The organism is Aeromonas sp. 2HA2, from assembly GCF_029237345.1.
In the GTDB taxonomy this organism is placed as follows: Bacteria; Pseudomonadota; Gammaproteobacteria; order Enterobacterales; family Aeromonadaceae; genus Aeromonas; species Aeromonas salmonicida.
Window position 1 is genome coordinate 243,049 of sequence record NZ_JAACGB010000003.1, and the last position, 20,060, is coordinate 263,108.

At 60.7% G+C, this 20,060-nt stretch carries 17 protein-coding genes; 4 read left to right on the plus strand and 13 right to left on the minus strand.

Features of this window, described 5'->3' with window-relative positions:
• Positions 1-130: 130 nt before the first annotated feature.
• The 9 genes from nrfD to GWQ29_RS07425 all read right to left on the minus strand — a co-directional run bounded on the left by nrfD (position 131) and on the right by GWQ29_RS07425 (position 9,686).
• Positions 131-1,081, minus strand: coding sequence for a cytochrome c nitrite reductase subunit NrfD (gene nrfD / locus GWQ29_RS07385; RefSeq protein ID WP_275919110.1), 951 nt, complete (start codon positions 1,079-1,081; stop codon positions 131-133).
• A gap of 36 nt (positions 1,082-1,117) precedes the next feature.
• Complete coding sequence (locus GWQ29_RS07390) at positions 1,118-1,798, minus strand: 4Fe-4S dicluster domain-containing protein (RefSeq protein ID WP_275919111.1); 681 nt, start codon at positions 1,796-1,798, stop codon at positions 1,118-1,120.
• Complete coding sequence (gene nrfB / locus GWQ29_RS07395) at positions 1,795-2,391, minus strand: cytochrome c nitrite reductase pentaheme subunit (RefSeq protein ID WP_275908875.1); 597 nt, start codon at positions 2,389-2,391, stop codon at positions 1,795-1,797. Before nrfB ends, GWQ29_RS07390 begins: the two co-directional genes overlap by 4 nt.
• Positions 2,392-2,444: 53 nt before the next feature.
• Positions 2,445-3,887 carry an ammonia-forming nitrite reductase cytochrome c552 subunit gene (nrfA, locus tag GWQ29_RS07400; protein ID WP_275919112.1) on the minus strand — a complete coding sequence of 481 codons (1,443 nt, stop codon included), beginning with the start codon at positions 3,885-3,887 and terminating at the stop codon, positions 2,445-2,447.
• A gap of 771 nt (positions 3,888-4,658) precedes the next feature.
• On the minus strand, positions 4,659-5,861 hold the full coding sequence (glpC, locus tag GWQ29_RS07405; RefSeq protein WP_275919113.1) for an anaerobic glycerol-3-phosphate dehydrogenase subunit GlpC: 1,203 nt from the start codon (positions 5,859-5,861) through the stop codon (positions 4,659-4,661).
• A 51-nt stretch (positions 5,862-5,912) separates the two neighbouring features.
• Entirely contained in the window at positions 5,913-6,050 is a 138-nt protein-coding gene (locus GWQ29_RS07410; protein ID WP_159166280.1) for a hypothetical protein, read from the minus strand.
• A 1-nt stretch (position 6,051) separates the two neighbouring features.
• Positions 6,052-7,329 (minus strand): glycerol-3-phosphate dehydrogenase subunit GlpB, encoded by a 1,278-nt coding sequence (gene glpB / locus GWQ29_RS07415; protein WP_275919114.1) that lies wholly within the window; start codon positions 7,327-7,329, stop codon positions 6,052-6,054.
• Entirely contained in the window at positions 7,326-9,020 is a 1,695-nt protein-coding gene (gene glpA, locus GWQ29_RS07420; protein ID WP_059167534.1) for an anaerobic glycerol-3-phosphate dehydrogenase subunit A, read from the minus strand. The genes glpB and glpA overlap by 4 nt, the downstream gene beginning before the upstream one ends.
• Before the next feature lie 210 nt (positions 9,021-9,230).
• Positions 9,231-9,686, minus strand: a complete 456-nt coding sequence (locus tag GWQ29_RS07425; RefSeq protein ID WP_265462891.1) for a YchJ family protein — start codon at positions 9,684-9,686, stop codon at positions 9,231-9,233.
• Positions 9,687-9,816: 130 nt separating this feature from the next.
• On the opposite strand from GWQ29_RS07425, the gene GWQ29_RS07430 reads away from it, so the two are divergent.
• From GWQ29_RS07430 to GWQ29_RS07445, 4 genes are all read left to right on the plus strand, one after another.
• Positions 9,817-11,484: a methyl-accepting chemotaxis protein gene (locus GWQ29_RS07430; RefSeq protein WP_265421428.1), complete on the plus strand. Its 1,668-nt coding sequence runs from the start codon at positions 9,817-9,819 to the stop codon at positions 11,482-11,484.
• 105 nt (positions 11,485-11,589) lie between these two features.
• Positions 11,590-12,801 carry an ROK family transcriptional regulator gene (locus GWQ29_RS07435; protein WP_265421429.1) on the plus strand — a complete coding sequence of 404 codons (1,212 nt, stop codon included), beginning with the start codon at positions 11,590-11,592 and terminating at the stop codon, positions 12,799-12,801.
• On the plus strand, positions 12,798-14,381 hold the full coding sequence (locus GWQ29_RS07440) for a sensor histidine kinase (protein ID WP_275919115.1): 1,584 nt from the start codon (positions 12,798-12,800) through the stop codon (positions 14,379-14,381). Before GWQ29_RS07435 ends, GWQ29_RS07440 begins: the two co-directional genes overlap by 4 nt.
• A complete protein-coding gene (locus tag GWQ29_RS07445) occupies positions 14,382-15,047 on the plus strand; it encodes a response regulator (RefSeq protein ID WP_265421430.1) in 666 nt (221 codons plus the stop codon).
• An 81-nt stretch (positions 15,048-15,128) separates the two neighbouring features.
• On the opposite strand, the gene GWQ29_RS07450 is transcribed toward GWQ29_RS07445, so the two are convergent.
• The 4 genes from GWQ29_RS07450 to GWQ29_RS07465 form a co-directional block, all read right to left on the minus strand.
• A complete protein-coding gene (locus GWQ29_RS07450; RefSeq protein WP_265421431.1) occupies positions 15,129-16,661 on the minus strand; it encodes a tripartite tricarboxylate transporter permease in 1,533 nt (510 codons plus the stop codon).
• Positions 16,662-16,670: 9 nt separating this feature from the next.
• On the minus strand, positions 16,671-17,132 hold the full coding sequence (locus GWQ29_RS07455; RefSeq protein ID WP_271770843.1) for a tripartite tricarboxylate transporter TctB family protein: 462 nt from the start codon (positions 17,130-17,132) through the stop codon (positions 16,671-16,673).
• Between the two features lie 59 nt (positions 17,133-17,191).
• Positions 17,192-18,157 (minus strand): tripartite tricarboxylate transporter substrate-binding protein, encoded by a 966-nt coding sequence (locus GWQ29_RS07460; RefSeq protein ID WP_059113414.1) that lies wholly within the window; start codon positions 18,155-18,157, stop codon positions 17,192-17,194.
• 240 nt (positions 18,158-18,397) lie between these two features.
• Positions 18,398-19,915 carry a lytic transglycosylase F gene (locus tag GWQ29_RS07465; RefSeq protein WP_275919116.1) on the minus strand — a complete coding sequence of 506 codons (1,518 nt, stop codon included), beginning with the start codon at positions 19,913-19,915 and terminating at the stop codon, positions 18,398-18,400.
• Between the last annotated feature and the right edge of the window lie 145 nt (positions 19,916-20,060).

Below are 20,060 nucleotides of genomic sequence, written 5' to 3' on the forward strand. Positions count from 1 at the left end.
GTTCCATCATGGGTTCATGTTATGCCGCAGCGTCCGCAGCAGGAGGGCGTTGGGGTATAACCAGAAAACCATTCGCTTAGAACAAACAAGCGCCAGTCGTCCAAGGCGGCTGGCGCTTGTGACCTGTTTCTTATACCACCGTCATCTGACCTGCATAGAGCACGAAGTAGCGCAACAGCAGTATGCCCATCAGGGTCAGGCTGCACACCAGCACCAGATGACCGTTGCGCTGGCGTATTTGTGCTGGTAGCAGAGAGAGCAACTGGGGCAGCAGCATGCCGATACCCACCACACCAAGCCAGAACACCTGGGCCCAGAAGCCGCTGCCGATGGCCGCCCACATGGCCACCTCTTTCTGGCCGCCACCAAAGTAGAGGCCGGTAAAGAAGCAGACCAGCAGCAGCACCTCCACCGCCAGCACGGGTCGCTCGAAGCCGTGCACAAAGCTCACCCCCTGGCTGTGGTGGTTCTCTTTGAACAGGGTGACAGCCAGCAGGATGGTGGAGGCGATGCCTGAACTGATGCCGGAGACCAGAAACAGCACCGGCAGCACAGGGTTGTTGAGCAGCGGATAGGTCTTGAGCGCCGAGAGCAAAAAGCCGGTATAGGCCCCCAGCAGCACGGCGAGCAGCAACAGCAGTGGCGCCAGCAGTGGCTCGAAGCGGGCAAGCCAAGCAATCAGCCCATCGACAAAGGCGAACCTCTCCTTGAGCAGGCGACGGCGCACCGCCTCAATGTCGGCTCTGAACACCACTGCCAGCCAGGCAAACAGCACCGCCATGTAGACCTGGAACAGCATGACCCCCATCGACATCACTGAGTCAAACTGGTAGTGGAACATCAGCTTCCAGAAGGTCCAGGGGCGGGCCAGGTGGAAGATGAGGATCAAGAGCCCCAATATCACGCTTAGCGGTGCCAGAATGGCGGTCGCCTTGATGATGCCGCTCTCGCTGCCAGCCCCTTTGCGGCGCAACAACACCGAGAGGCTGGTGGCCCCGGCGGAGATGCCGAGCAGAAAGAGGTAGATGGCGATGGGCCAGTCCCAGACAAGGGAAGGAAAATGAAATGCGTCATGCCACATAGTCATTCCCTCCCTGGGTTACTGCCGCTTGCATGGTCATGACGTTATCTCCCCTTTGGGCACGCGATACATCTTGGGCGAGGTACCGAGCGCCTGCCTGTAGCGATAGGTGGTCTCTTTCACCAGCCGTTTGGCGATGGGGCTGTCCGGATCATCCAGATTGCCGAACACCAGCGCCCTGGTGGGACAGGAGGCCACGCAGGCCGGCTCCTTGCCCTGGGCCAGGTTGGTCTTGCGGCAAAAATCACACTTGTCGGCGACCTTGGTCACAGGGTTGATAAAGCGCACCTGATAGGGGCAGGCGGCCAGACAATACATGCAGCCGACACAGAGGTCCGGGTCCACATCGACGATGCCATCTTCCGCTCTGATATGGGAGGCACCGGTCGGGCAGACATGCACGCAGGGTGCGTTGTCGCAGTGCTGGCAGGACTTGCGAAAGAAGTGGTACTCGGCATCGGGGAATGTGCCTATGGGGCCGGAGCGGATGATCTCGAGCCGCGAGACCCCTTCCGGCACCTGGTTCACCTCCCGGCAGGCATCCATGCAGGCGGTACAGCCGATGCAGGCCGCCTCGTCATGGATCATGCCGTAGCGTACCCCGTCTATGGTCTGGCTGTGGGCGAGGATGGCCGTGCTGGCACGCACGGGGCCTGCCATCATGATCAGCGCCCCCGCGCTCATGCCCGCCATAAAGTCACGACGAGAGCAGCTCATTGTGCCTCCTTGCTCACGCTCGCCTGCTGAGCGGTTGCCTTGGCCTCATGCTGCTTGCTGTGGCAGTCGACGCAGAGCTTGATACGGGACTTTTCCGGTATGCCCACCATGGGCTCCTTGGCCGGGTGCAGCGCATGGCAGCTGGTGCAGGTGAGCCTGGTAGCGTGTACGTCGTGGGCCCAGAGCGCCTCGCGCAATGGCTTGGGTTCGTGGCAGCTCATGCAGACCCCGTTCTGCTCGGCGAGGGGGTAAGCTTCCTTGCCTTGCGGAGGGTTGAAGCTGTCACTGAACCGCATCACATCCTTGACCCCTTCCCTGTGCTGGGGGGAGGGCTGGCCGTGGCAGTTGGTGCAGGTGACCGGCGCCAGGTTGTTGGGGTTGGTTGCCTGGCCATGTTTGCCGTGCATGCCGCTTGCCTGCTCTTTGTGGCAGTCGGTGCAGGCCTTGTCGGGGCTGCGCAAAAATTCCACTTCATGCGTCGCGGGCATGGCGGCGGGCTCGCTCGCGGCATCGCCCGCCTGTCCCTGCAGGCTGGTGAGCAGCATGGCTGCCATCAGCATCAGTCGTAAAAAATCCATTGTTAAATCACCCATAGGAAGCCTCCATCAGCTGCGGGCCCGACTTGGGGCCGGGCCCGCAGGCGCCGTTACTGTGCCAGCCGTCCGGCCGCCTTGGCCTCGGCATCCCAGGCGGGAACTGTGGTCTTGAGGAACTGGGCCTTGTCTGAGTTCATCTGTTTCATATCCATGCCAAGGGCGGCTTGCGCCTTCTCCTTGGTGGAGATGTCCGGCAGGGCGATCTCGTGGCTTATCCCCTTGGTCGCCAAGAGGCGTGCCAGCTTGGTGCGGGCATCGGCGGCTTTATCCAGAGCTGTGCCCAGCATGCGCAGTGCCACTTCCGGGGCGTGCATCTGCACCCCGTGGGAAGCGATGGAGAAGTCCCAGCGCCATTGGGCATGACGGATGTCTTGCAGTATGTCTTTCATCTGCGTCTCGGTGGCGCCTGCATCCCAGGCCGCCTTGGCCTCGAAGTGGGCGTGCACCAGCTGCTTCTCGACCTTCAACTTGATCTCGGTCACCGCATCCTTGCGCTGCTGGACTATGCCTTGCAGCATCTCCTTGCTCTGGGTATGGCAGTTGCGGCAGGTCTGCTCGAAGCGATCGAAGGGGTTGCCGACCTTGTGATCCGTGTAGACCTTGCCCTGCTCGTTTTGCACCTTGGGCATGTGGCAGTCGACACAGGCGACGTTGTTCTGGCCGTGAATGCCGGCGCGCCAGGTTTCGTATTCAGGGTGCTGGGCCTTGAGCATGGGGGTCTTGGAGAGGGCATGGGTCCAGTCGGCGAAACCAATCTCGTCGTAGTACTGCTCCATCTGCTCAACCGTGGTGCCCTTGTCCCAGGGGAATTTCACCGCCTTGGTGGGGCCGCTGAAGTAGTACTCCACGTGGCACTGGCCACACACCTGGGATTGTTGATCGAAACGACTCTGCTCCTTGAACGGCTTGCCGATGGCGGTCATGGCGCGGTCGGCATAGGGACGGGAGAGGTGCAGGGCGGGTTTGCCCTCCTTGAACTCTTTCGACGCCGTGTCGTGGCAGTCGGCGCAGCCTATGGTGTTGACGATTTCCGGCCCACCCTTGGCCCACATGCCCTTGAAGTAGCCATCTTCGCCTTTTTCATCGATGACGCGGGCCACATCCGGGCCTTTGCAGCTCCAGCAGGCCATGGGCAGGGGGCCATCCTCGGCGGTCTTGGGAGCGCCGGTGCGCAGGGTTTCCCGTACGTCGGTCAGGGCATAGAAATGGCCGCGGGGCTTGTTGTAATCCTTGGAGAAGGGATACCCCCCCCACAGCACCACCATCTGCGGATCTTCGGCCAGGGCGTCGGTACGCGTCGCGCTCTCGCTGGTGCTTTTCCAGCTACTGAACTGGTCGACGTGATCCTTGGCGAACAGCTCGCTGCGTGCCTCTATCTTGCCCTTGGAGTTGGCCTCATCGGCCTGTGCCAAGCCACTGGCGCCAAAGCAGGTGGTAAGCAGCAGGGCGGCGAGGCCCAGTCTGGTCAGTCTGTTGTGTGAACTCACGATCATCACTCCCGAATCGATCTCATTGCCAAGCCTGACCGTTCCATCCTGGATGTGGGCATCAGCCCCCGCACTAGGCAGGAGCAGGCAGGCCGATTAATTGTTATTAGTGAATAAAACCCATGTAATTATGCGATTGCTCGGGTTGGATATTACCAAATGGGTAAAATGGATGATGATTTATCAGGACTGAGCTTGCGCTAGATCAATTGCCTGGGGGAGCAAGTGCCGGAAATGAGATCCCGGTTAAATAATGAGGAAACTCAACTTATTGACGCGCTTTGCCAGCATGTCGTTGTGCCCTGTTGGCAATGTTGGCTGGTATGCCTGATGTGGCAAGGGTTGGCTTGAAATCGAGCATGTGACTTATCTATTTATGGGTATAGATTGGGCAGTGAATATTTATTCTGTATTTGGGTGGGTTTTGAACCCGGTGAGAGGCACAGGAGAACCAGATTCAATCATCTCGCCTCTGCCTGTCATTCGCGGCAGTTTATTCGCACCGGGTACGTTTGATGGACCTGCTGAAATGAAAGAGCCGGCATGGCCGGCTCATTGCGTGTCTGTCTTGGTGATCTGCGATCAGACCAGGGCCTGGGCAAGCAGATGGACGGGATGTTCACAGCGGGAAATCGGAGTGCTCATCTCTGTATCCATCAGCGTGTTGCATCCCCCACTGTGGTTCCTTATGCCAGCGCCCGGGCAAGCAGTAGTATGGGATGTTCACAGCGGAAAGTCGGAGTGCTCATCTCTATATCCATCTGTCACTTTGCTCTCTTATGCCAGCGCCTGGGCAAGCAAGTGGATGGGATGTTCACAGCGAAACTCTGTGCTCATCTCGATCTGCCACTTGCAGGTCTCGCAGTCGGTGATGACCAGATCAGGCTTGAGGCGGTTTATCTGATCAAACAACCCTTCACCTATGGCCTGGCTGGTCTCGTAGTTCTCGGACTTGAAGCCGTAGGTGCCGGCGATGCCGCAGCACTGGGACTCCAGTACCGTCACCTTGACCCCGGGAATGGCGCGCAGCAATTCGAGGGTATAGATGACGCCGCCCATCTTCTCCATGTGGCAAGGAGTATGGTAGGCGATGTGCAGGTCCAGCGGCTTCATGGCCGGTTTGTTGCCCTTGTAAAACTCGTTCCACAGGAAGCGGGTCACCAGCGAGATGCGATCCCGCACCTTGTGATTGTCCTGCTCCAGCAGGTGGGGGTATTCGTCCCGCAGGGTGAAGCCGCAGGTGGAGGAGGTGGCCAGCAGCGGCATCTCGTTGCCGAGCAGGGTGTTCTCAAGCTGCCTGATGTTGAAAGCCGCCTGCTGCTTGGCCTTATCCATGAAGCCGTTGGCAATCAGCGGTACGCCGCAGCACTTCTCCCGCTCAAGCAACTGCACGCCAATGTTCATGGCGTTGAGCACCTGCACCAGCTCCTTGCCGAGCTGCGGGTGGTTGTAGTTGACGTAGCAGCCGTGAAAATAGGCTATCTGGCGCTCATATTGGGCCTGTGTGGCTTTCTGCTTCTTGTACCAGCCGCGGAAGGTGCCCTGAGAGTATTTGGGCAGGTCACGGTGGGAGGAGACCCCCAGCGCCTTGTCCAGCACCTGCTTCATGGGCTTGAGGCCGGTGGTGAAGTTGACCACGGGGGCCATCAGGGTGGACATGCCGCCCATCAGGTCGGTGTGGGAGAGCACGAACTCGCGGATCCCGGGTTTGAAGCCACTGTACTTGTCTTTGGCCTTGGCGATGATGTCGCCGATGCGCACGCCGCTCGGGCAGGCCACTTCACAGCGCTTGCAGTTGGTACAGTATTTGAGGGCGCTGTCGAACAGCTCCGGGCTCTTGATGCGCAGCCGCTCGCCATCCGGGCCCGCCTGTTTGGGGCCAGGGTAGGCGGGATTGGCCTTGGCCACAGGGCAGTAGGCGGTGCAGACGGTGCATTTGATGCACTGATCGAAAGTTTGGTTGGCGTGATCCAGTAGCATGTCAGTTCTCCTCCCGGCGATGATGAAGACACGGGATATGGGACGAAGTAATCATTGGGCCGCGCCCAGAATATGGCCAGCGGCCTGCCAGCCGGTGGCAACGGCGACGCCGGAGCCGGAACCTTCACGGGATTGGGCATCGTAGTGGGCCAGCACGTTGTGTTGTGCGAATGAAGGTGTGTGGCTCATCTCACACCCCCGCCAGAATATGGCCAGCGGCTTGCCAGCCGGTGGCAACCGCCACGCCGGAGCCGGAGCCCTCTTTGATGGGGTCATAGTGAGCCAGCAGGCTGCCCGCGCCATAGAGATTGGTGAGCGGTTTGCCGCCGCGCAGCACTCTGAGGTTGTCGTCGGTCTTGACCCCGAAGCCCATGAAGGGGTGGTGGTCGAACAGGCGGCGACCAGCCCAGGCATCGCGCTCCTCCAGACTCAGCACATCGGCATCGAAGATGGGCTCGCGAATGCCGCGCAGACGGGATTCGAGGCCGCGGCTGAAGAAGCTGCCGGAGGCGAGCACGAAGTGATCTGCTTCAAACAGTTGATCGTCGCCGTTCTGGCTGTGCACACCGAGCACCTTGTCCCCTTCGTAACGGGCGCCAAGCACCCGCTCGCTGGTGAGGAAGGTACCGCCCAGGGCCTGGAAGCGACGCTTGAGCGCCTCTTGCATACGCATGCCGATGAGCGACGGCGGCATGGTCGCCACCTCCTTGATGGTGCAGCCGGTGCGTTTTTCCAGTTCCGCCAGACGGGGGCCGACCAGCCCCAGTGACAGGCAGGCGGGCAGCACCACATGGCGGCAGCCGGGATCGCTGCTCTCGTGCACCATGCGGCAGATTTCGCGGGCCAGATCTGCCAGCAGATCGGGCTGGTCGCCCTTTTGTTTGTCAAACAGGCGGGCTATGTCGGCGGAGCGAAACTCGTGGGGATTGCGGCTGAACTCGGCTAGCTGGGGCAGGCGAATTTCCCCTGTCATGATGCGACAATTGGCGAAGCGCGGATGGGTCGCCAGATTGGCGGCCGCGAGCGCCGGGTGAAAGTCGCGAAACCCTTCCAGGGTCGCCAGCAAGATGGCATCGGGGGCCGGCGCATCCGTCTGGCAGGCGCAGGTGTGGGGCGACAGCCAGGTGGATTTCAGGGTGCCTATGGGGGTCAGCCGCTGGTGGTTGGTCTCCTGGCGAAACAGGGGCAGCCCCTGCTCGTGGCAGTGGCGCTGCAGATCCGCAAGGCTCGCCTCTATGTTGGTCAGACCTACTTTGCTGTAAGGGTGATCCGGGTGCTCGGCCATGAAGGCAGGCAGGGCGGCGCGGGGATCCCCCTCGGTCTCGAGCAGATCGATGGAGCCGGAAGAGAAGTGCAAGGCACTCTGGCCAGAGGCCATCAGCAGCGTCTTCTGACCCGCTTCGGCGAGGCGCAGCGCCGCCGAGAGACCCGCCATGCCGCCACCTATCACGATACTGTCGAATTTCATGACTGCACTCCTTGAGTCAATGTGGCCTGGCTGTGATCCTCTGTCCTGGTCACAGGGTCGAGGGGAAAGGGGGGCTCGGCCACCAGATGGGGCGCCGTCCACTCTCCCAGACCAAACAGCCCTTCGTAGATCCAGTAGGTAAATTCCGCTTCCCGCAGGGCATCGCCCCACAGCACGGGGCGGGTACCCTTGTAACGCTCTTCCAGGAACTGGCGCAACATGACACAGGCCTCGCGGCCATCGGCCTTGCCATACTCCTGCATCAGGCCGGCGGCCCGGTAGGCGCACAGCTCACCCTGACAAGGGCCCATGCCGAGGCGCGTGCGGCGGCGCAGATCCACCAGGTTGTCCACGTCCAGCTCCCGCAGGGCGTATTCGATTTCGCCGGCTGTCACCATCTCGCATTCGCAGATGAGGGCGTTGGCCTTGGGGTTGTCGCGAAAGAAGGCGATGACCCGCTCGCCGTGGCGATACTGGGCCGAGCCTTCTGCCGGGGCCGACAGACCGGGGGCGGAGACCTTCTCCGGATCCCGCGAGCCGGGCAGGCTGAGTTCGGCGGTGCGGCACGGCTTGGTGTTGCCTATCTTCCTGGCAATAAGATCGGTGGCCCACTCGGCCATCAGCCGGTAGGTCATCAGCTTGCCGCCGGTGATGGTGTTGAAACCCTGTAGCCCGTCGCGCTCGGCATGATCGAGCAGCACTATGCCGCGGCTGATGTTGCGCCCGGTCTCGTCGCCATCCACCGCCACCAGGGGGCGAACCCCAGCGTAGGCGCGCAGCAGACGGGTGCGGGCCATGATGGGGGCGAGCTTGATCCCCTCGCGCAGCAGCACCTCCACTTCGTCCGGATCCACGGTGAGCTGGTCAATCTTGTGATAGTCGATGCGGCTTGAGGTGGTGCCGATGAGGGAGATGGTATCGCCAGGCACCAGTATGTCCGCATCCGCGGGTTTGCGAGCGCGGTTGAGCACCATCTGGTTGATGCGGTAATCCATGATGAGCAACGAACCCTTGGCCGGGAACATGCGGATGCCGAGATCGGCGTACTCGCAGATCTGCTGGCCCCAGATCCCGGCAGCGTTCACCACCTCCTGGGCCTCCACTTCGAAGGCTTCACCGGTGCGGGTGTTGATGGCCTTGACGCCATAGACCCTGTCCTGATTGCGCAGCAGCCCCAGCACCTTGCTGTGGGTGAAAATGCGCGCGCCGTGTTCCTTGGCATCCAGTACGTTGGCGGCGGCGAGGCGGAAAGGATCCACAGTGCCGTCCGGTACTTGAATAGCCCCTATCAGGGCCGGGTTGACGTTGGGCTCGAGGCGCAGCGCATCGGCCGGATCCAGCTGGCGTGTATCTATGCCCGCTAGGGCGCAGGCATCCATAAAGGTTTTTTGAAAATGGATGTCATCTTCCGGCAGGGTGACGAAGAGGCCGCCCGTGTCCTCGACGCAGTGGCTGGCGATCCGCTTGAGGATGCGGTTTTCCTGAATGCACTCGCGGGCGGATTCCGGATCCGTCACCGCATAGCGGGCGCCAGAGTGGAGCAAACCGTGGTTGCGGCCTGTGGTGCCGGCGGCGATGTCATCGCGCTCCAGCAGGATGCAGTCGATGCCGCGCAGTGCGCAATCGCGCATGATGCCGGCTCCGGTTGCGCCACCCCCTATGATGACGACTTGTGTGGTTATTCTTTTCATTCTTGCCCGTCTCATCTCTTCCAGATGGGAACAGTGTCCCTTACTCATGGGATGAAATGTTTGATATGGGCCAAATTAATGTTCGTAAACGCGCATAAATGACAAGGATATGAGCATTATGTGACGGGAGTCACAAGAGACAGCCGCAGGCGTCACCGGTGAACAAAGAAAAAGGGCGCCGAGCGCCCCAAAAGCTGGATGGTCGAGCCTTTAACCGCAGCACTTCTTGAACTTTTTGCCGCTGCCACAGGGGCAGGGATCGTTGCGCCCTGCCTGCAGCGGTGCCGGATCCTGCTCGCCATCGGCATAGACCCAGCGCCCCTGATGGCGCACGAAGCGGGAACGCTCATGCAGGCAGAGACGCTCATCTCCCTCCCGGAACCAGGCCTTGAATTCCACCATGCCGGTGTCGTCCAGCGGACCACCCTGAGCGGCGAGGATATCCAACCCGTCCCAGCGGGTGTCGGTCTGGGAGAGTTGATCTGCCGTCAACCCACCCAGATTATCAGGGTGCCAACTGTGTACCAGATAGTCGCCCAGCCCCAGCACGAAGGCACTGTAACGGGAGCGCATCAGCTGCTCCGGTGTGCGGGCCTCGGCCCCCTGGTGCAGTGATCCACAGCACAGTTCGAGAGAAAGAGTGGAACCGCAAGGACATTTGTTCATGTGTCAGCCCATCAGGGTCGATAGATAAAGGTGCGGGGATTGTAGCGAAAGCGGGTCCCCGTCGACCAGCGTCCTATACTGGTCAGGTAGGAACGGAACACCAATAAAAACAGCAGCAAGGATGTGAAAAATGACGCTAAAACAGAAAATTCTGTTGTTGGGAGCCGTCCCCGTGCTCCTGATGGCTCTGGTCGTCAACCTCAGCAATTACATGATCTCCAAGAGCGATCTCGAAGCCGATCTGATCGTTGCGCGGGAGAATGCGATCAAGGAGCGCAAGGCGCTGCTCAGCAGCTATCTGATGCTCGCCAAGACGGCTGTCGACACTGTCTACAATCAGCCAGATACCCCGGAAGTGCGCAAGCAGGTAGCCGAAATATTGCGGCCGCTGCGCTACAGCAGCGATGGCTATTTCTTCGTTTACGACTTTCAGGGCAATACCGTCTTGTTGCCGACTCGCCCCGATATGGAAGGCAAGAACCGTTGGCAGGACAAGGATGCCAAGGGCAAGCTGCTGATCCAGGAGATCGTCAAAGCCGCCCGTCAGGGAGATGGTTTCTCCGAATACTGGACCGCCAAGCCTTCTATCGGGCGGGATGCGCCCAAGCTCTCCTTCAACCTGGTGCTCGACAAATATGAGTGGATTATCGGCACCGGCTTTTATATCGACGACATAGACAACGAGCTGGCGGCGCTGCGCACCGAGCGCGAGAACAACATGCACGGCTCCCTGCAGAGCAGTGTGCTGCTGATCCTGGTGATACTGGGTATCACTCTGGTGGCGACAGTGGTGATAGGCAACCGGGTTACCCGGCCGCTGGCAGATGCAGTTCAGGCACTTAATGACATCGCAGACGGTGAGGGGGATTTGACCCAGCGCCTCAAGGTGCAGAGCAATGATGAAATTGGCCAGCTGGCCACGGCGTTCAACCGCTTCGTCGAGCGGATCCAGTCGGTGGTAAGCCAGGTGGGGGAAACCAGCAACCATCTGTTAAGTGCCGTGGAGAAGTTGCACAGCTTGAGCGAACACTATGATCACCAGATGCAGGGCCACAGCAGAGAGACGGATCAGGTGGTCACCGCCGTGACCGAGATGAGCTCCACTGCGCAGGAAGTGGCGGCCAGTGCCTCCAACGCGGCGACGGCCACCAGCGACGCGGCACGGGAGTCCGACGCTGCCCGTGGCGTGGTGGGCACCGCCATCAACAGCATCAACCGGCTGGTGGGGGAAGTGCATACCGCCTCCGGGGTCATCGAGCAGCTAGCCCATGAAACCGGCAAGATTGGCTCTGTGGTGGAGGTCATTCGCGGCATTGCAGAGCAGACCAACCTGCTGGCGCTCAACGCCGCCATCGAAGCGGCCCGGGCCGGTGAGCAGGGGCGCGGCTTTGCGGTCGTTGCGGACGAAGTGCGCTCCCTGGCGGGCCGAACCCAGCAGAGCACCAAGGAGATCAACGAGATGCTTCAACGGCTGCAAAGTGGCGTCAAACAGGCGGTAGACGTGATGCAGGCCAGCGAGGAGCGCAGCCAGGAGACGGTACAGGAGGCAAGCCATATCGCCACCTCTCTCGACAGCATGGTGATGGCGGTCAGCACCATCAACGACATGAATATCCAGATTGCCACCGCCGCCGAGGAGCAGCATGCGGTGTCAGAAGAGATCAACAAGAACCTGGTGGCTATCCAGCAGATCGTCAGCGAGCTGACCGATGCGGCTGTGGAGTCCAACAGCACCACCCGCGACCTGGCCAGCACGGGTGACAAATTGCGTAAACTCGTCTCCCAATTCCGTTATTGATCGCATTTTTGCCGTCTGGATGTCATTTCCAGACGGCAAATTTGGGGATCGGCAGAGAATGTGGGAAAATTGCTGCCATCCGTTCCTTTCGTTAACCCGTACCCTATGAATGAGATCGTGAAAGGCAGTATCGATTTGATCCGTCAGCTCAACTATGGCCTGGTCTACGCCAGCCTGGAGGAGCACAAGGAGCTGTCCCGTACCGATCTGTCCCGTTTGACCGGCCTCTCTCCGGCCAGCATCACCAAGATCACCCGTGAACTGCTCGATGGCGGTCTGGTGGTGACCTGTGGCGAAAGCTCGGTGGGGCGTGGTCGCCGTCAGACCCTGCTGCGCATCAACGAACGCCGCTTCCAGTTTCTCTCCATGCGCCTCGGCCGTGGCTATGTGGACATGGCCCTGTTCGATTTGGCCGGTCGCTCTCTCGCCCGTCATCGTCATACGTTCAGCGAAGTGGAACGTGCCGATCTGCTGGCCAGTCTGGTGCGAGCCATTGAGGGTTTCCTGCCAAAGAAGGCGTTGCGCCTTGCCTGTATCGCCCTCTGTCTGCCCGGGCAGGTGGAGCGCCACTCCGGTATGGTGAAACACTTCCCTTTCTATGATCTGCGCAACTGGCCCCTTGGCCCGACCCTGCAGCAGGCGTTCGCGGTGCCCGTGCTGGTTAGTGGCGACGTGCGCACCTGGATCCAGGCCGAGCGTGAATGGGGCGCAGCCAAAAATTGTGCCGATGCCGTGCTGGTGTTCGTCCACAACGACATAGGGGTCGGCATGGTGGTCAATGGTCAGCTTATCGAGAGTGAGTCGGCCCTGCTCGGCGATCTCAGCCACTTGCAGCTCGAACCCTATGGTCAGCGCTGCTACTGCGGCGGCTTTGGCTGCGCCTGTACCCTGGTGACCAATCAGGCGCTGGAGGCGCAATATCGGGAGCTGCGCGAGCGCATGCAGGAGTATGACTTGCCGGAAAGTGTCACCATCCGCGAGTTGTGCGAGCTGGCGCTGGCGGGTAACAGCCTGTGTCAGGACATTCTCCATCAGGCGGCCGGTCGTCTCTCCCGGGTGCTCTCCAACCTCATCTGTCTGCTCAATCCGGGCAAGCTGCTGCTGGGGGGGGAAATAACCCGCGCCGATCGCTTGTTGTTCCCCATGCTGCACCAGTCCCTGGCCAGCCAGTTGCCAGCCGAATACCTGGTGCGGCTGCAAATCGAATCCACCCATTTCTACGAAGATCCCACCAAGCCCACCTCGGTACAGGTGCACAAGGCCCTGCGCGATGGCAGTCTGCTGCTGGACTTGTTGCGAGGCGACAAGGAGGCATGACGCTCGGGTTGCAAGGACGCTTCCTGCTTATGCTCTGTCTGGTCAGTCTGCTGCAACTGGTGTTGCTGAGCGGGGCCAGTTACTACTACGTCTCCGAGCAGCGCTACCAGGAGGTAGGCGATCAGGCCCTTGACGTGGCGCGACTGGTGGCCCGTGAGCCCGGCGTCATTGCCGGGGTGAAGCGGGGCGACACAGCCCGGCTCAATGTGCTGGTTGAGCAGATCCGCGCCGAGGTCGGCGCCAGTTACATTGTCATCGGTGACAGCGAGGCGCGGCGGCTGGTGCACCCCAATGCGGATCGTATCGGCAAGCCCATGGTGGGGGACGATCCTGCCCGAGCCCTGCAAGGAGAGGCCTATATTTCCCGTGCCCAGGGGTCGCTCGGTGTCTCGGTGCGCGGCAAGGGGCCGATCCGCAACGAGATGGGACAGGTCATCGGCGTAGTGTCGGTCGGTTATCTGGTGCGCGACATAGACGCAGATCTGCAGGATTTTCTGCGCTTCGGTCTGGGAATGACCCTGATTATCGTCTTGCTCAACAGCGCTGCTGCCGCCTGGCTGGCGCGGCGCTACAAGCGGGCGATTCTCGGGTTCGAACCCGAGCAGATCGGGCGCCTCTATGCCGAGCTGGATTGCACCCTGCGCACCGTACGCGAGGGGATCCTCACCATAGATGAGCAAGGCCGACTTACCTCCCTCAACCCGAACGGCATCCGGCTGCTGCGCCTCGATGAGCAGGCTGCCAGGGCGGCCATCGGCCAACCCGTCACCCAACTGTTGCCTGAAAGCCGCATGCTCTCCCTCATTCAGGATCCGCGCCCCCAGTATGACGAAGAGATAGTGCTCAATGGCCAGCAGCTCATCGTCAACCGGCTGCCGCTGGTGCGGGATGGCAAACTGATCGGCGCCGTGTCGAGCTTTCGGCGCAAGGATGAGCTGGCCGAGCTCAGCGCCCAGCTCTCCCAGGTGCAGGCATACAGTGACCTGTTGCGGGTACAGACCCACGAACACAACAACCAGCTCGGCACCATAGCCGGCATGATAGAACTCGGTGCTACCCAGGAGGCGCTCGCCTTCATCGGGCGGGAAGCTGCTACCGAACAAACCTTGCTCAGCTTCCTGATGGGGGCCATTGCCAAGCCCAAGGTGGCAGGCCTGCTGCTTGGCAAGTATCACAGGGCCCATGAGCTGGGGCTGGTATTGGTGGTGGACCCAGACGCCCGTCTGCACGACATACCCCTTCGTGTGAGCGGCTCCCAGCTGGTGACACTGCTGGGCAATCTCATCGACAATGCCTTCGAGGCGACCCGTCGCCACGGCGCGCCTTACCAGCCGATCCGGGTCTCATTGAGCGATCTTGGCCAGGATCTCATCCTGGAGGTGGAGGATGGGGCGGGTGGTATAGACCCTACCTTGGCGGACAGATTGTTCGAGCGCGGGGTCAGCAGCAAGGTCGAGCCCGGTCACGGTATCGGGCTGGCGCTGGTGCGCAAGACGCTGGATGCCCTGCAGGGGACCATTACCATAGAAGCCACGACGCAGGGAAGTTGCGTCGTTTGTTACATTCCCAAGGAGGTGTGAGTGATCAAGATCCTGATCGTCGAAGATGATCCGGCCATCGCCGAGATCCACCGTCGCTTTGTGCAGCGGCTGGCGGGCTTCGAGGTGCTGGGGGTGGCGCTCACCCTGTTTGATGCCAGAGAGCAGATAGACATTCTCAAACCCGATCTGGTGCTGCTGGATGTGTGGCTGCCCGATGGTGAGGGCTTTACCCTGCTGCGTGAGCTGCGTCAGGCCGGGGCAAGCCTGGATGTCATCCTGCTCACTGCCGCCCGTGAGGCCAACGCCTTGCAGGAGGCGATGCGGCTCGGGGTGGTTGACTTCATCCTCAAACCCGTGGTGTTCGAACGGCTGCGCGATACCCTTGAGAACTATTGTCAGAGCCGCGCCGCGCTGGCGGCGCTGGCTGACATCGATCAGCAGGCGGTGGATGCCCTGTTCGGTACTCCGCTGCAACAGGTGGCGGCCGGCGGCCTGCCCAAGGGGATAGATGCACTCACCCTGCAACGGGTATTGGCGGCGCTGACGGGGGTGGGAGCCAGTGCCGAGGAGATAGGCAACCGGGTGGGGGTGAGCCGTACCACGGCGCGCCGTTATCTGGAGTTTCTGGTGGGCCAGCAATTGGCGAGCCCTGAGCTGGAATACGGCACAGTTGGTCGGCCGGAGCGGCGCTACCGTCAATGCTGACGCGCCAATATCTTGTGTTCGTCCTTGATGTCATAAAGAGAGCGCCTTTTGGCGCTCTCTTTCATTGCGGGTTCATGGGGATCAGGTCAGCTCCGAGTACAGCGTCTCCACAGGCGCCCTGCGCGCTTGCCACCACCGCCACACCGGCAACAGCAGCATCATCAGGGTCACCAGCGTGAAGCCGAGGGTGATGGGACGCTCCCACAGAAAACTCAGGGAGCCGTCATTGATGACCAGGGCGCGGCGCAGGTTGTCTTCCAGCATGCCACCCAGAATGAAGCCGAGCAGCATGGGGGCCATGGGGAAGTTGAGCAGGCGCAGGCCGATGGCGATCAGCGCCACCAGTGCCATCACATGAATGTCCATGGTATTGAAGGAGACCAGATAGACACCGGTCAGAGAGAACAGCAGTACCATGGGAATGAGCACGGGGCGCGGCACTGCCAGTACCCTTGCCAGGTAAGGAATAAGTGGCAGGTTGAGCACCAGCAGGACCACGTTGCCCAGATACATGGAGATGATCACCGACCAGAACACCTCTGGGTGTTCCATGAAAAGGCGAGGGCCCGGCTGAATGCCGTAGGCAACCAGGGCTCCCAGGATCAGCGCCGTGGTACCGGACCCCGGGATCCCCAGGGTCAGCAGTGGCACGAAGGAGCCGGTGGAGGCGGCATTGTTGGCTGCTTCCGGTGCGGCCAGGCCGCGCAGACTGCCCTTGCCGAACTGATCCTGATGTTGCTTGCCGGCGATGTTGCGCTCGGCACCATAGGCCATGAAGGCCGCTATGGTGGCACCGGCCCCCGGCAAGACGCCGATCAGGAAACCAAGTACGGAGGAGCGGGCAATGGGCGGTGCTATCTCGCGTATCTCTTCCCGACTCAGCTTGAGGCTGCCCAGATGCTTCATCTGCCTAGCCTCTTCTTCGCTATTGTCCTTGCCCGGACGCAGGACCGTCATCAGTATCTCCGCCAGGGCGAAGGTGGCCATGGCCAGCAGCAGGAAGGAGAAGCCATCGCGCAAATCCGGCAGGCCGAAGGTGAATCTGTCCACCCCGACGCTGCGGTCGATGCCGATGGTGGAGATCATGATGCCAAACAACGCCATGATCAGCGCTTTGAGTACCTGTCCCTTGCCGGCAAAGGCGGCCACGGCCGACAGACCCAGCACCATGAGGGCGAAATAGTCCGCCGACTGGAAGGAGAGGGAGACCTTGGCGAGCAGCGGCGCCGCCACCATCAGCATGATGGCCGAGAGGGTGCCACCAGTGAAGGAGGCGTAGGCGGCGATGGCCAGCGCTTTGCCCGCCTGGCCCTTGCACGCCAGGGGGTAGCCGTCAAAGGCGGTCACCACTGTGGCCGAGCAGCCGGGGGCGTTGATCAGGATGGAGGAGGTAGAGCCGCCAAAGATGGCGCCGTAATAGACGCCGGCCATCAATATGATGCCGGAGGCTGGATCCAGCCCGTAGGTGATGGGGATCATCAGGGCGATGGCAGTGACCGGGCCCAGACCCGGCAGCATGCCGATAAAGGTGCCGACGAAGCAGCCGAGCACCACCATCATGAGGTTGACTGGCAGCAGTGCTGTGCCGAGTCCTTGCAAGATTCCGTCTAACATGGTGATTCCTTAAAACCCGAGCAGGGTAAACAGCCGACCCGGCTCCAGATAGACATTGAGTCCCTTGGTGAGCAGTGCCCAGAAACCGATGGAAAAGGGGACGCTGATCATCAGGCCATAGCGCAGGCTGGGCTTACCCAATACCCGTATGCCCACGGTCAGGAAGGCGATGGTGGAGAGCACGAAGCCAAACCAGGTCAATCCCAGGCCATAGATGACCATGAGTCCGAGCAGGATGAAGACCCGGCGCCAGTCACCGGATTCCCTGCGCAGGGGCTCGCCGCCCGGGGAGAGAACCAGCAGCAGGGAGAACAGGGCACCCAGCCCGGCCAGGGCATAGGGCAGGGTGCTGGCGGTGAAGGGTTCATATTCGTCACCGGGGTAACCGGGGATCTTGGTGGCGTAATAGCCATAGGCTAGGGAGAGCAGCAAAAACAGCAGGCCTCCCAGTCGCTCCTTGGTGATATTCATGTCTGTCTCTCCAGCATGGACGGCGGGCGCCAGGCCCGCCTGTGATGTGACAACGAGGATTACTTGATGAAGCCGAGCTCGCGCATCAAGCCGCCGATCTGCTGCTCCTGGCTGTTGAGGAAGGCGGTAAAGTCGGGGCCGGACTGATAGAGATTGGTCCAGCTGTTGCGGGCGCGAACCACTTCCCACTCCGGCTTGTCATACATCTGCTTGAGCAGGGCGGCAAACTCGGCGGATTTCTCCGGGCTGATGTCGGGAGAGGCGAAGTAACCGCGCCAGTTGGCAAACACGGTTGGGTTGCCCTGCTCACTGAAGGTGGGCACCTGATTGGCCCCCGGCATCCGCTCGGCGGCAGTCACGCCCAGGATCCGCATCTGGCCCGATTTGACCGCCTCCATCGCCTCGCCAAACCCGGTGGAGAGCACCTGGGTTTCTCCTGCCAGTACTGCGGCCATGGCGCTGCCGCCTGCATCATAGGCCACATAGCGCAGCTTGCTGGCATCGGCTCCCCCATTCTTGAAGGTCATGGCGGCCACCAGATGGTCCAGGCTGCCACGGGCGGAGCCGCCGGCTATCTTCACCTTGGCCGGGTTGGCTTCATAGGCTGCCAACAGTTGGGACCAATTCTGGTAGGGGGAGTCCAGCGGTACGGCCAGTGCCTGATAATCGGCGATGATGGCGGCGACCGGGGTGAGATCCCGGAAGGACTGCGGCAACTCTTTGGAGAGGGATTTGACGATGATGGGGGTGGAGTTGACCATCAGTGTCTTGTCGGACTGGGCCGACGTTTCGATCAAATGGGCGATGGCTTTTGCGCCGCCACCGGCGGAGATGTTCTGGTAAGAGGCGGTGGTGATGAGGCCGGATTTGGTCAGCGCCTCGCCGGTGCCGCGGGCCGTGTTGTCCCAACCACCGCCGGCACCGCCGGGGATCAGAAAGTGGATGTCATCTATTTTGGCCTGTACGCCGAGGCTGGCGCCAAGCAGGCAGCAGAGCAGGGTGCGCTTGAGGGTTCCTTGCAACATGATGTACTCCTTGTGATTGTTGCAAAGAGGTTAATTAATCATGTCGGGTTGGAGAACAATCTGACCGTAATGGCTATTAAGGCTGTTCTGGTCATTTTGTGCATTTTGGTCATGGGCAGATGCTTTGTTGCTGAAAGATGGCTTGATGTCGCGTTGGCAAGGCGCTGGAGGTAAAAAACATTAGGCTCCCCGCGTAAAAAGTGGGGAGCCTGGTTCGTGCTGGCAGCGGCTTGGTCGCCGCTACGTTTTTGCCGCTGAGGAAACCTTGTCGCCGATGGTCTCCTGCTGTTTGGTGGTTTCAGTGGCCTGCTGTTTGCGCTGCAGCTGCTCCATCACCAGCTTGTAGGCGATGTAGTACTTGTAGATGTTGCCCACGTAGGTCACTGTTTCTGGGCCTATTTTCTCAGCCGCCACATACTCGACGTTATGAAACCAGATGTTGGGATCCAGTCCCCGTTTCTTGGCCTCTGTCCGCAGTCGTGCCACCCGGGCGGGGCCGGCATTGTAGGAAGCAAATGAAAACAAGGCCTTGTCGAGGGCCGTCATGGGCTCGTCGGCGTAGTAGTGATCGATCATCCAGCGCATGTATTTGACGCCACCGTGGATGTTGGGTTCTAGCTGGCGAATGTCGCCTACCTTCAGACCTTTGCCGGTGGCGGGCATGATCTGCATGATGCCGATGGCGCCGACCGGGCTGCGCGCCTTGTGGTTGAGTGCCGACTCCTGATAGCCCTGAGCCGCGATCAGCAGCCAGTCCACATCGAAACGATCGCCGTACTGGCGAAACAGGTCTACCAGCTGCAGGAATTTCTTGCGCTCAGTCTCGGCGGCAGCGCTCTTGACGAATTTGTTCTGCTTGAGATAACGGGCCAGGATGTCCTCTCCTGTGGCCTTGCCCCGCTGGGCTGCTATCTGCTCGTTGAGCATGGCGAGCAACTTGGGACTCTCCTTGCGTACTGCCCAGGCGATGACCCCCCCTTCACGGAATGCGGGTTGTTCGTGGATCTGGATGGCGGGAAAAATCTTCTTCCAGAAGCGAGCCTTGTGCTCATCCATGACGATGAAGGGCAGCAGGCCGGCATTGACCATCTCCACCAGATCCTCATCTTCCAGGGATTCCGGGGCAGGCTTTATGTCGATGAGGGGCTCACCCGCGGTTTTGCGGGCCTGGTTATAGGCGATGAGGCTCTCGAAGTAACTTGAAGAGGGGCGCACATGGACAGTTTGGCTGCCGAGTCCGGCGACACTCTCCACCCTGGGTGAGTGAGGCCCCGAGATCAGCAGTTCCCGCACGTTTTCCAATAAGGGATTGGTAAACTCCACGCCCTGCTTCTTGCGCTGATCCGTGATGGTGAGGTTGGCTGCCGCTATGTCACCTTTGCCGTCGATCAGGGCTTGCAGCAGGGCTTCACGGGCAACCGGAATGAAGACGAACTGCAGCTTGAGGTGGCGCTTGATGGCCTTCTGTTTGCGCAGCTGATCGTTGAGCCGTTTTTCTACCTGCATGAAAGCATCGTAGGTTACGCCCCGTTGGACCCCTTTGTTGATGAAGTAGCCGGTCTTGTTGTAGGTGGTGAGAACCCGGATGGTGCGTCGTTCCAGCATGTCATCGAGGTCGCCAAACAGGGGGCGGGACAGTTCCTCTGCGCTAAATGCCAGGGACGCCGGCACTTCGTCGGGCGCTGCAGTCGATTCAGCCGCCGTGGCCGGCGCCAGGCAGCAGAGCATCCAGCCCAGGATGATCCATAACCTTTTCATGATGAGTACCTCACTCTTTTCATTGAGTGTAAGTGGCAGGCAAGGGGCTACTTAGCTCATTGAATTTGGCCCAATGTGTCAGATAGCACCATTGGCTCTATTTTGTGGTGCTGCAGCCGTCTCGTTCGAGATGGTCAAGCATGCC

Bases quoted from the DNA above. Each gene is read 5' to 3' on its own strand.
- nrfD (WP_275919110.1), bottom strand. From the start codon at position 1,081: ATGTGGCATGACGCATTTCATTTTCCTTCCCTTGTCTGGGACTGGCCC.
- GWQ29_RS07390 (WP_275919111.1), bottom strand. From the start codon at position 1,798: ATGAGCTGCTCTCGTCGTGACTTTATGGCGGGCATGAGCGCGGGGGCG.
- nrfB (WP_275908875.1), bottom strand. From the start codon at position 2,391: ATGGGTGATTTAACAATGGATTTTTTACGACTGATGCTGATGGCAGCC.
- nrfA (WP_275919112.1), bottom strand. From the start codon at position 3,887: ATGATCGTGAGTTCACACAACAGACTGACCAGACTGGGCCTCGCCGCC.
- glpC (WP_275919113.1), bottom strand. From the start codon at position 5,861: ATGCTACTGGATCACGCCAACCAAACTTTCGATCAGTGCATCAAATGC.
- GWQ29_RS07410 (WP_159166280.1), bottom strand. From the start codon at position 6,050: ATGAGCCACACACCTTCATTCGCACAACACAACGTGCTGGCCCACTAC.
- glpB (WP_275919114.1), bottom strand. From the start codon at position 7,329: ATGAAATTCGACAGTATCGTGATAGGTGGCGGCATGGCGGGTCTCTCG.
- glpA (WP_059167534.1), bottom strand. From the start codon at position 9,020: ATGAAAAGAATAACCACACAAGTCGTCATCATAGGGGGTGGCGCAACC.
- GWQ29_RS07425 (WP_265462891.1), bottom strand. From the start codon at position 9,686: ATGAACAAATGTCCTTGCGGTTCCACTCTTTCTCTCGAACTGTGCTGT.
- GWQ29_RS07430 (WP_265421428.1), top strand. From the start codon at position 9,817: ATGACGCTAAAACAGAAAATTCTGTTGTTGGGAGCCGTCCCCGTGCTC.
- GWQ29_RS07435 (WP_265421429.1), top strand. From the start codon at position 11,590: ATGAATGAGATCGTGAAAGGCAGTATCGATTTGATCCGTCAGCTCAAC.
- GWQ29_RS07440 (WP_275919115.1), top strand. From the start codon at position 12,798: ATGACGCTCGGGTTGCAAGGACGCTTCCTGCTTATGCTCTGTCTGGTC.
- GWQ29_RS07450 (WP_265421431.1), bottom strand. From the start codon at position 16,661: ATGTTAGACGGAATCTTGCAAGGACTCGGCACAGCACTGCTGCCAGTC.
- GWQ29_RS07455 (WP_271770843.1), bottom strand. From the start codon at position 17,132: ATGAATATCACCAAGGAGCGACTGGGAGGCCTGCTGTTTTTGCTGCTC.
- GWQ29_RS07460 (WP_059113414.1), bottom strand. From the start codon at position 18,157: ATGTTGCAAGGAACCCTCAAGCGCACCCTGCTCTGCTGCCTGCTTGGC.
- GWQ29_RS07465 (WP_275919116.1), bottom strand. From the start codon at position 19,915: ATGAAAAGGTTATGGATCATCCTGGGCTGGATGCTCTGCTGCCTGGCG.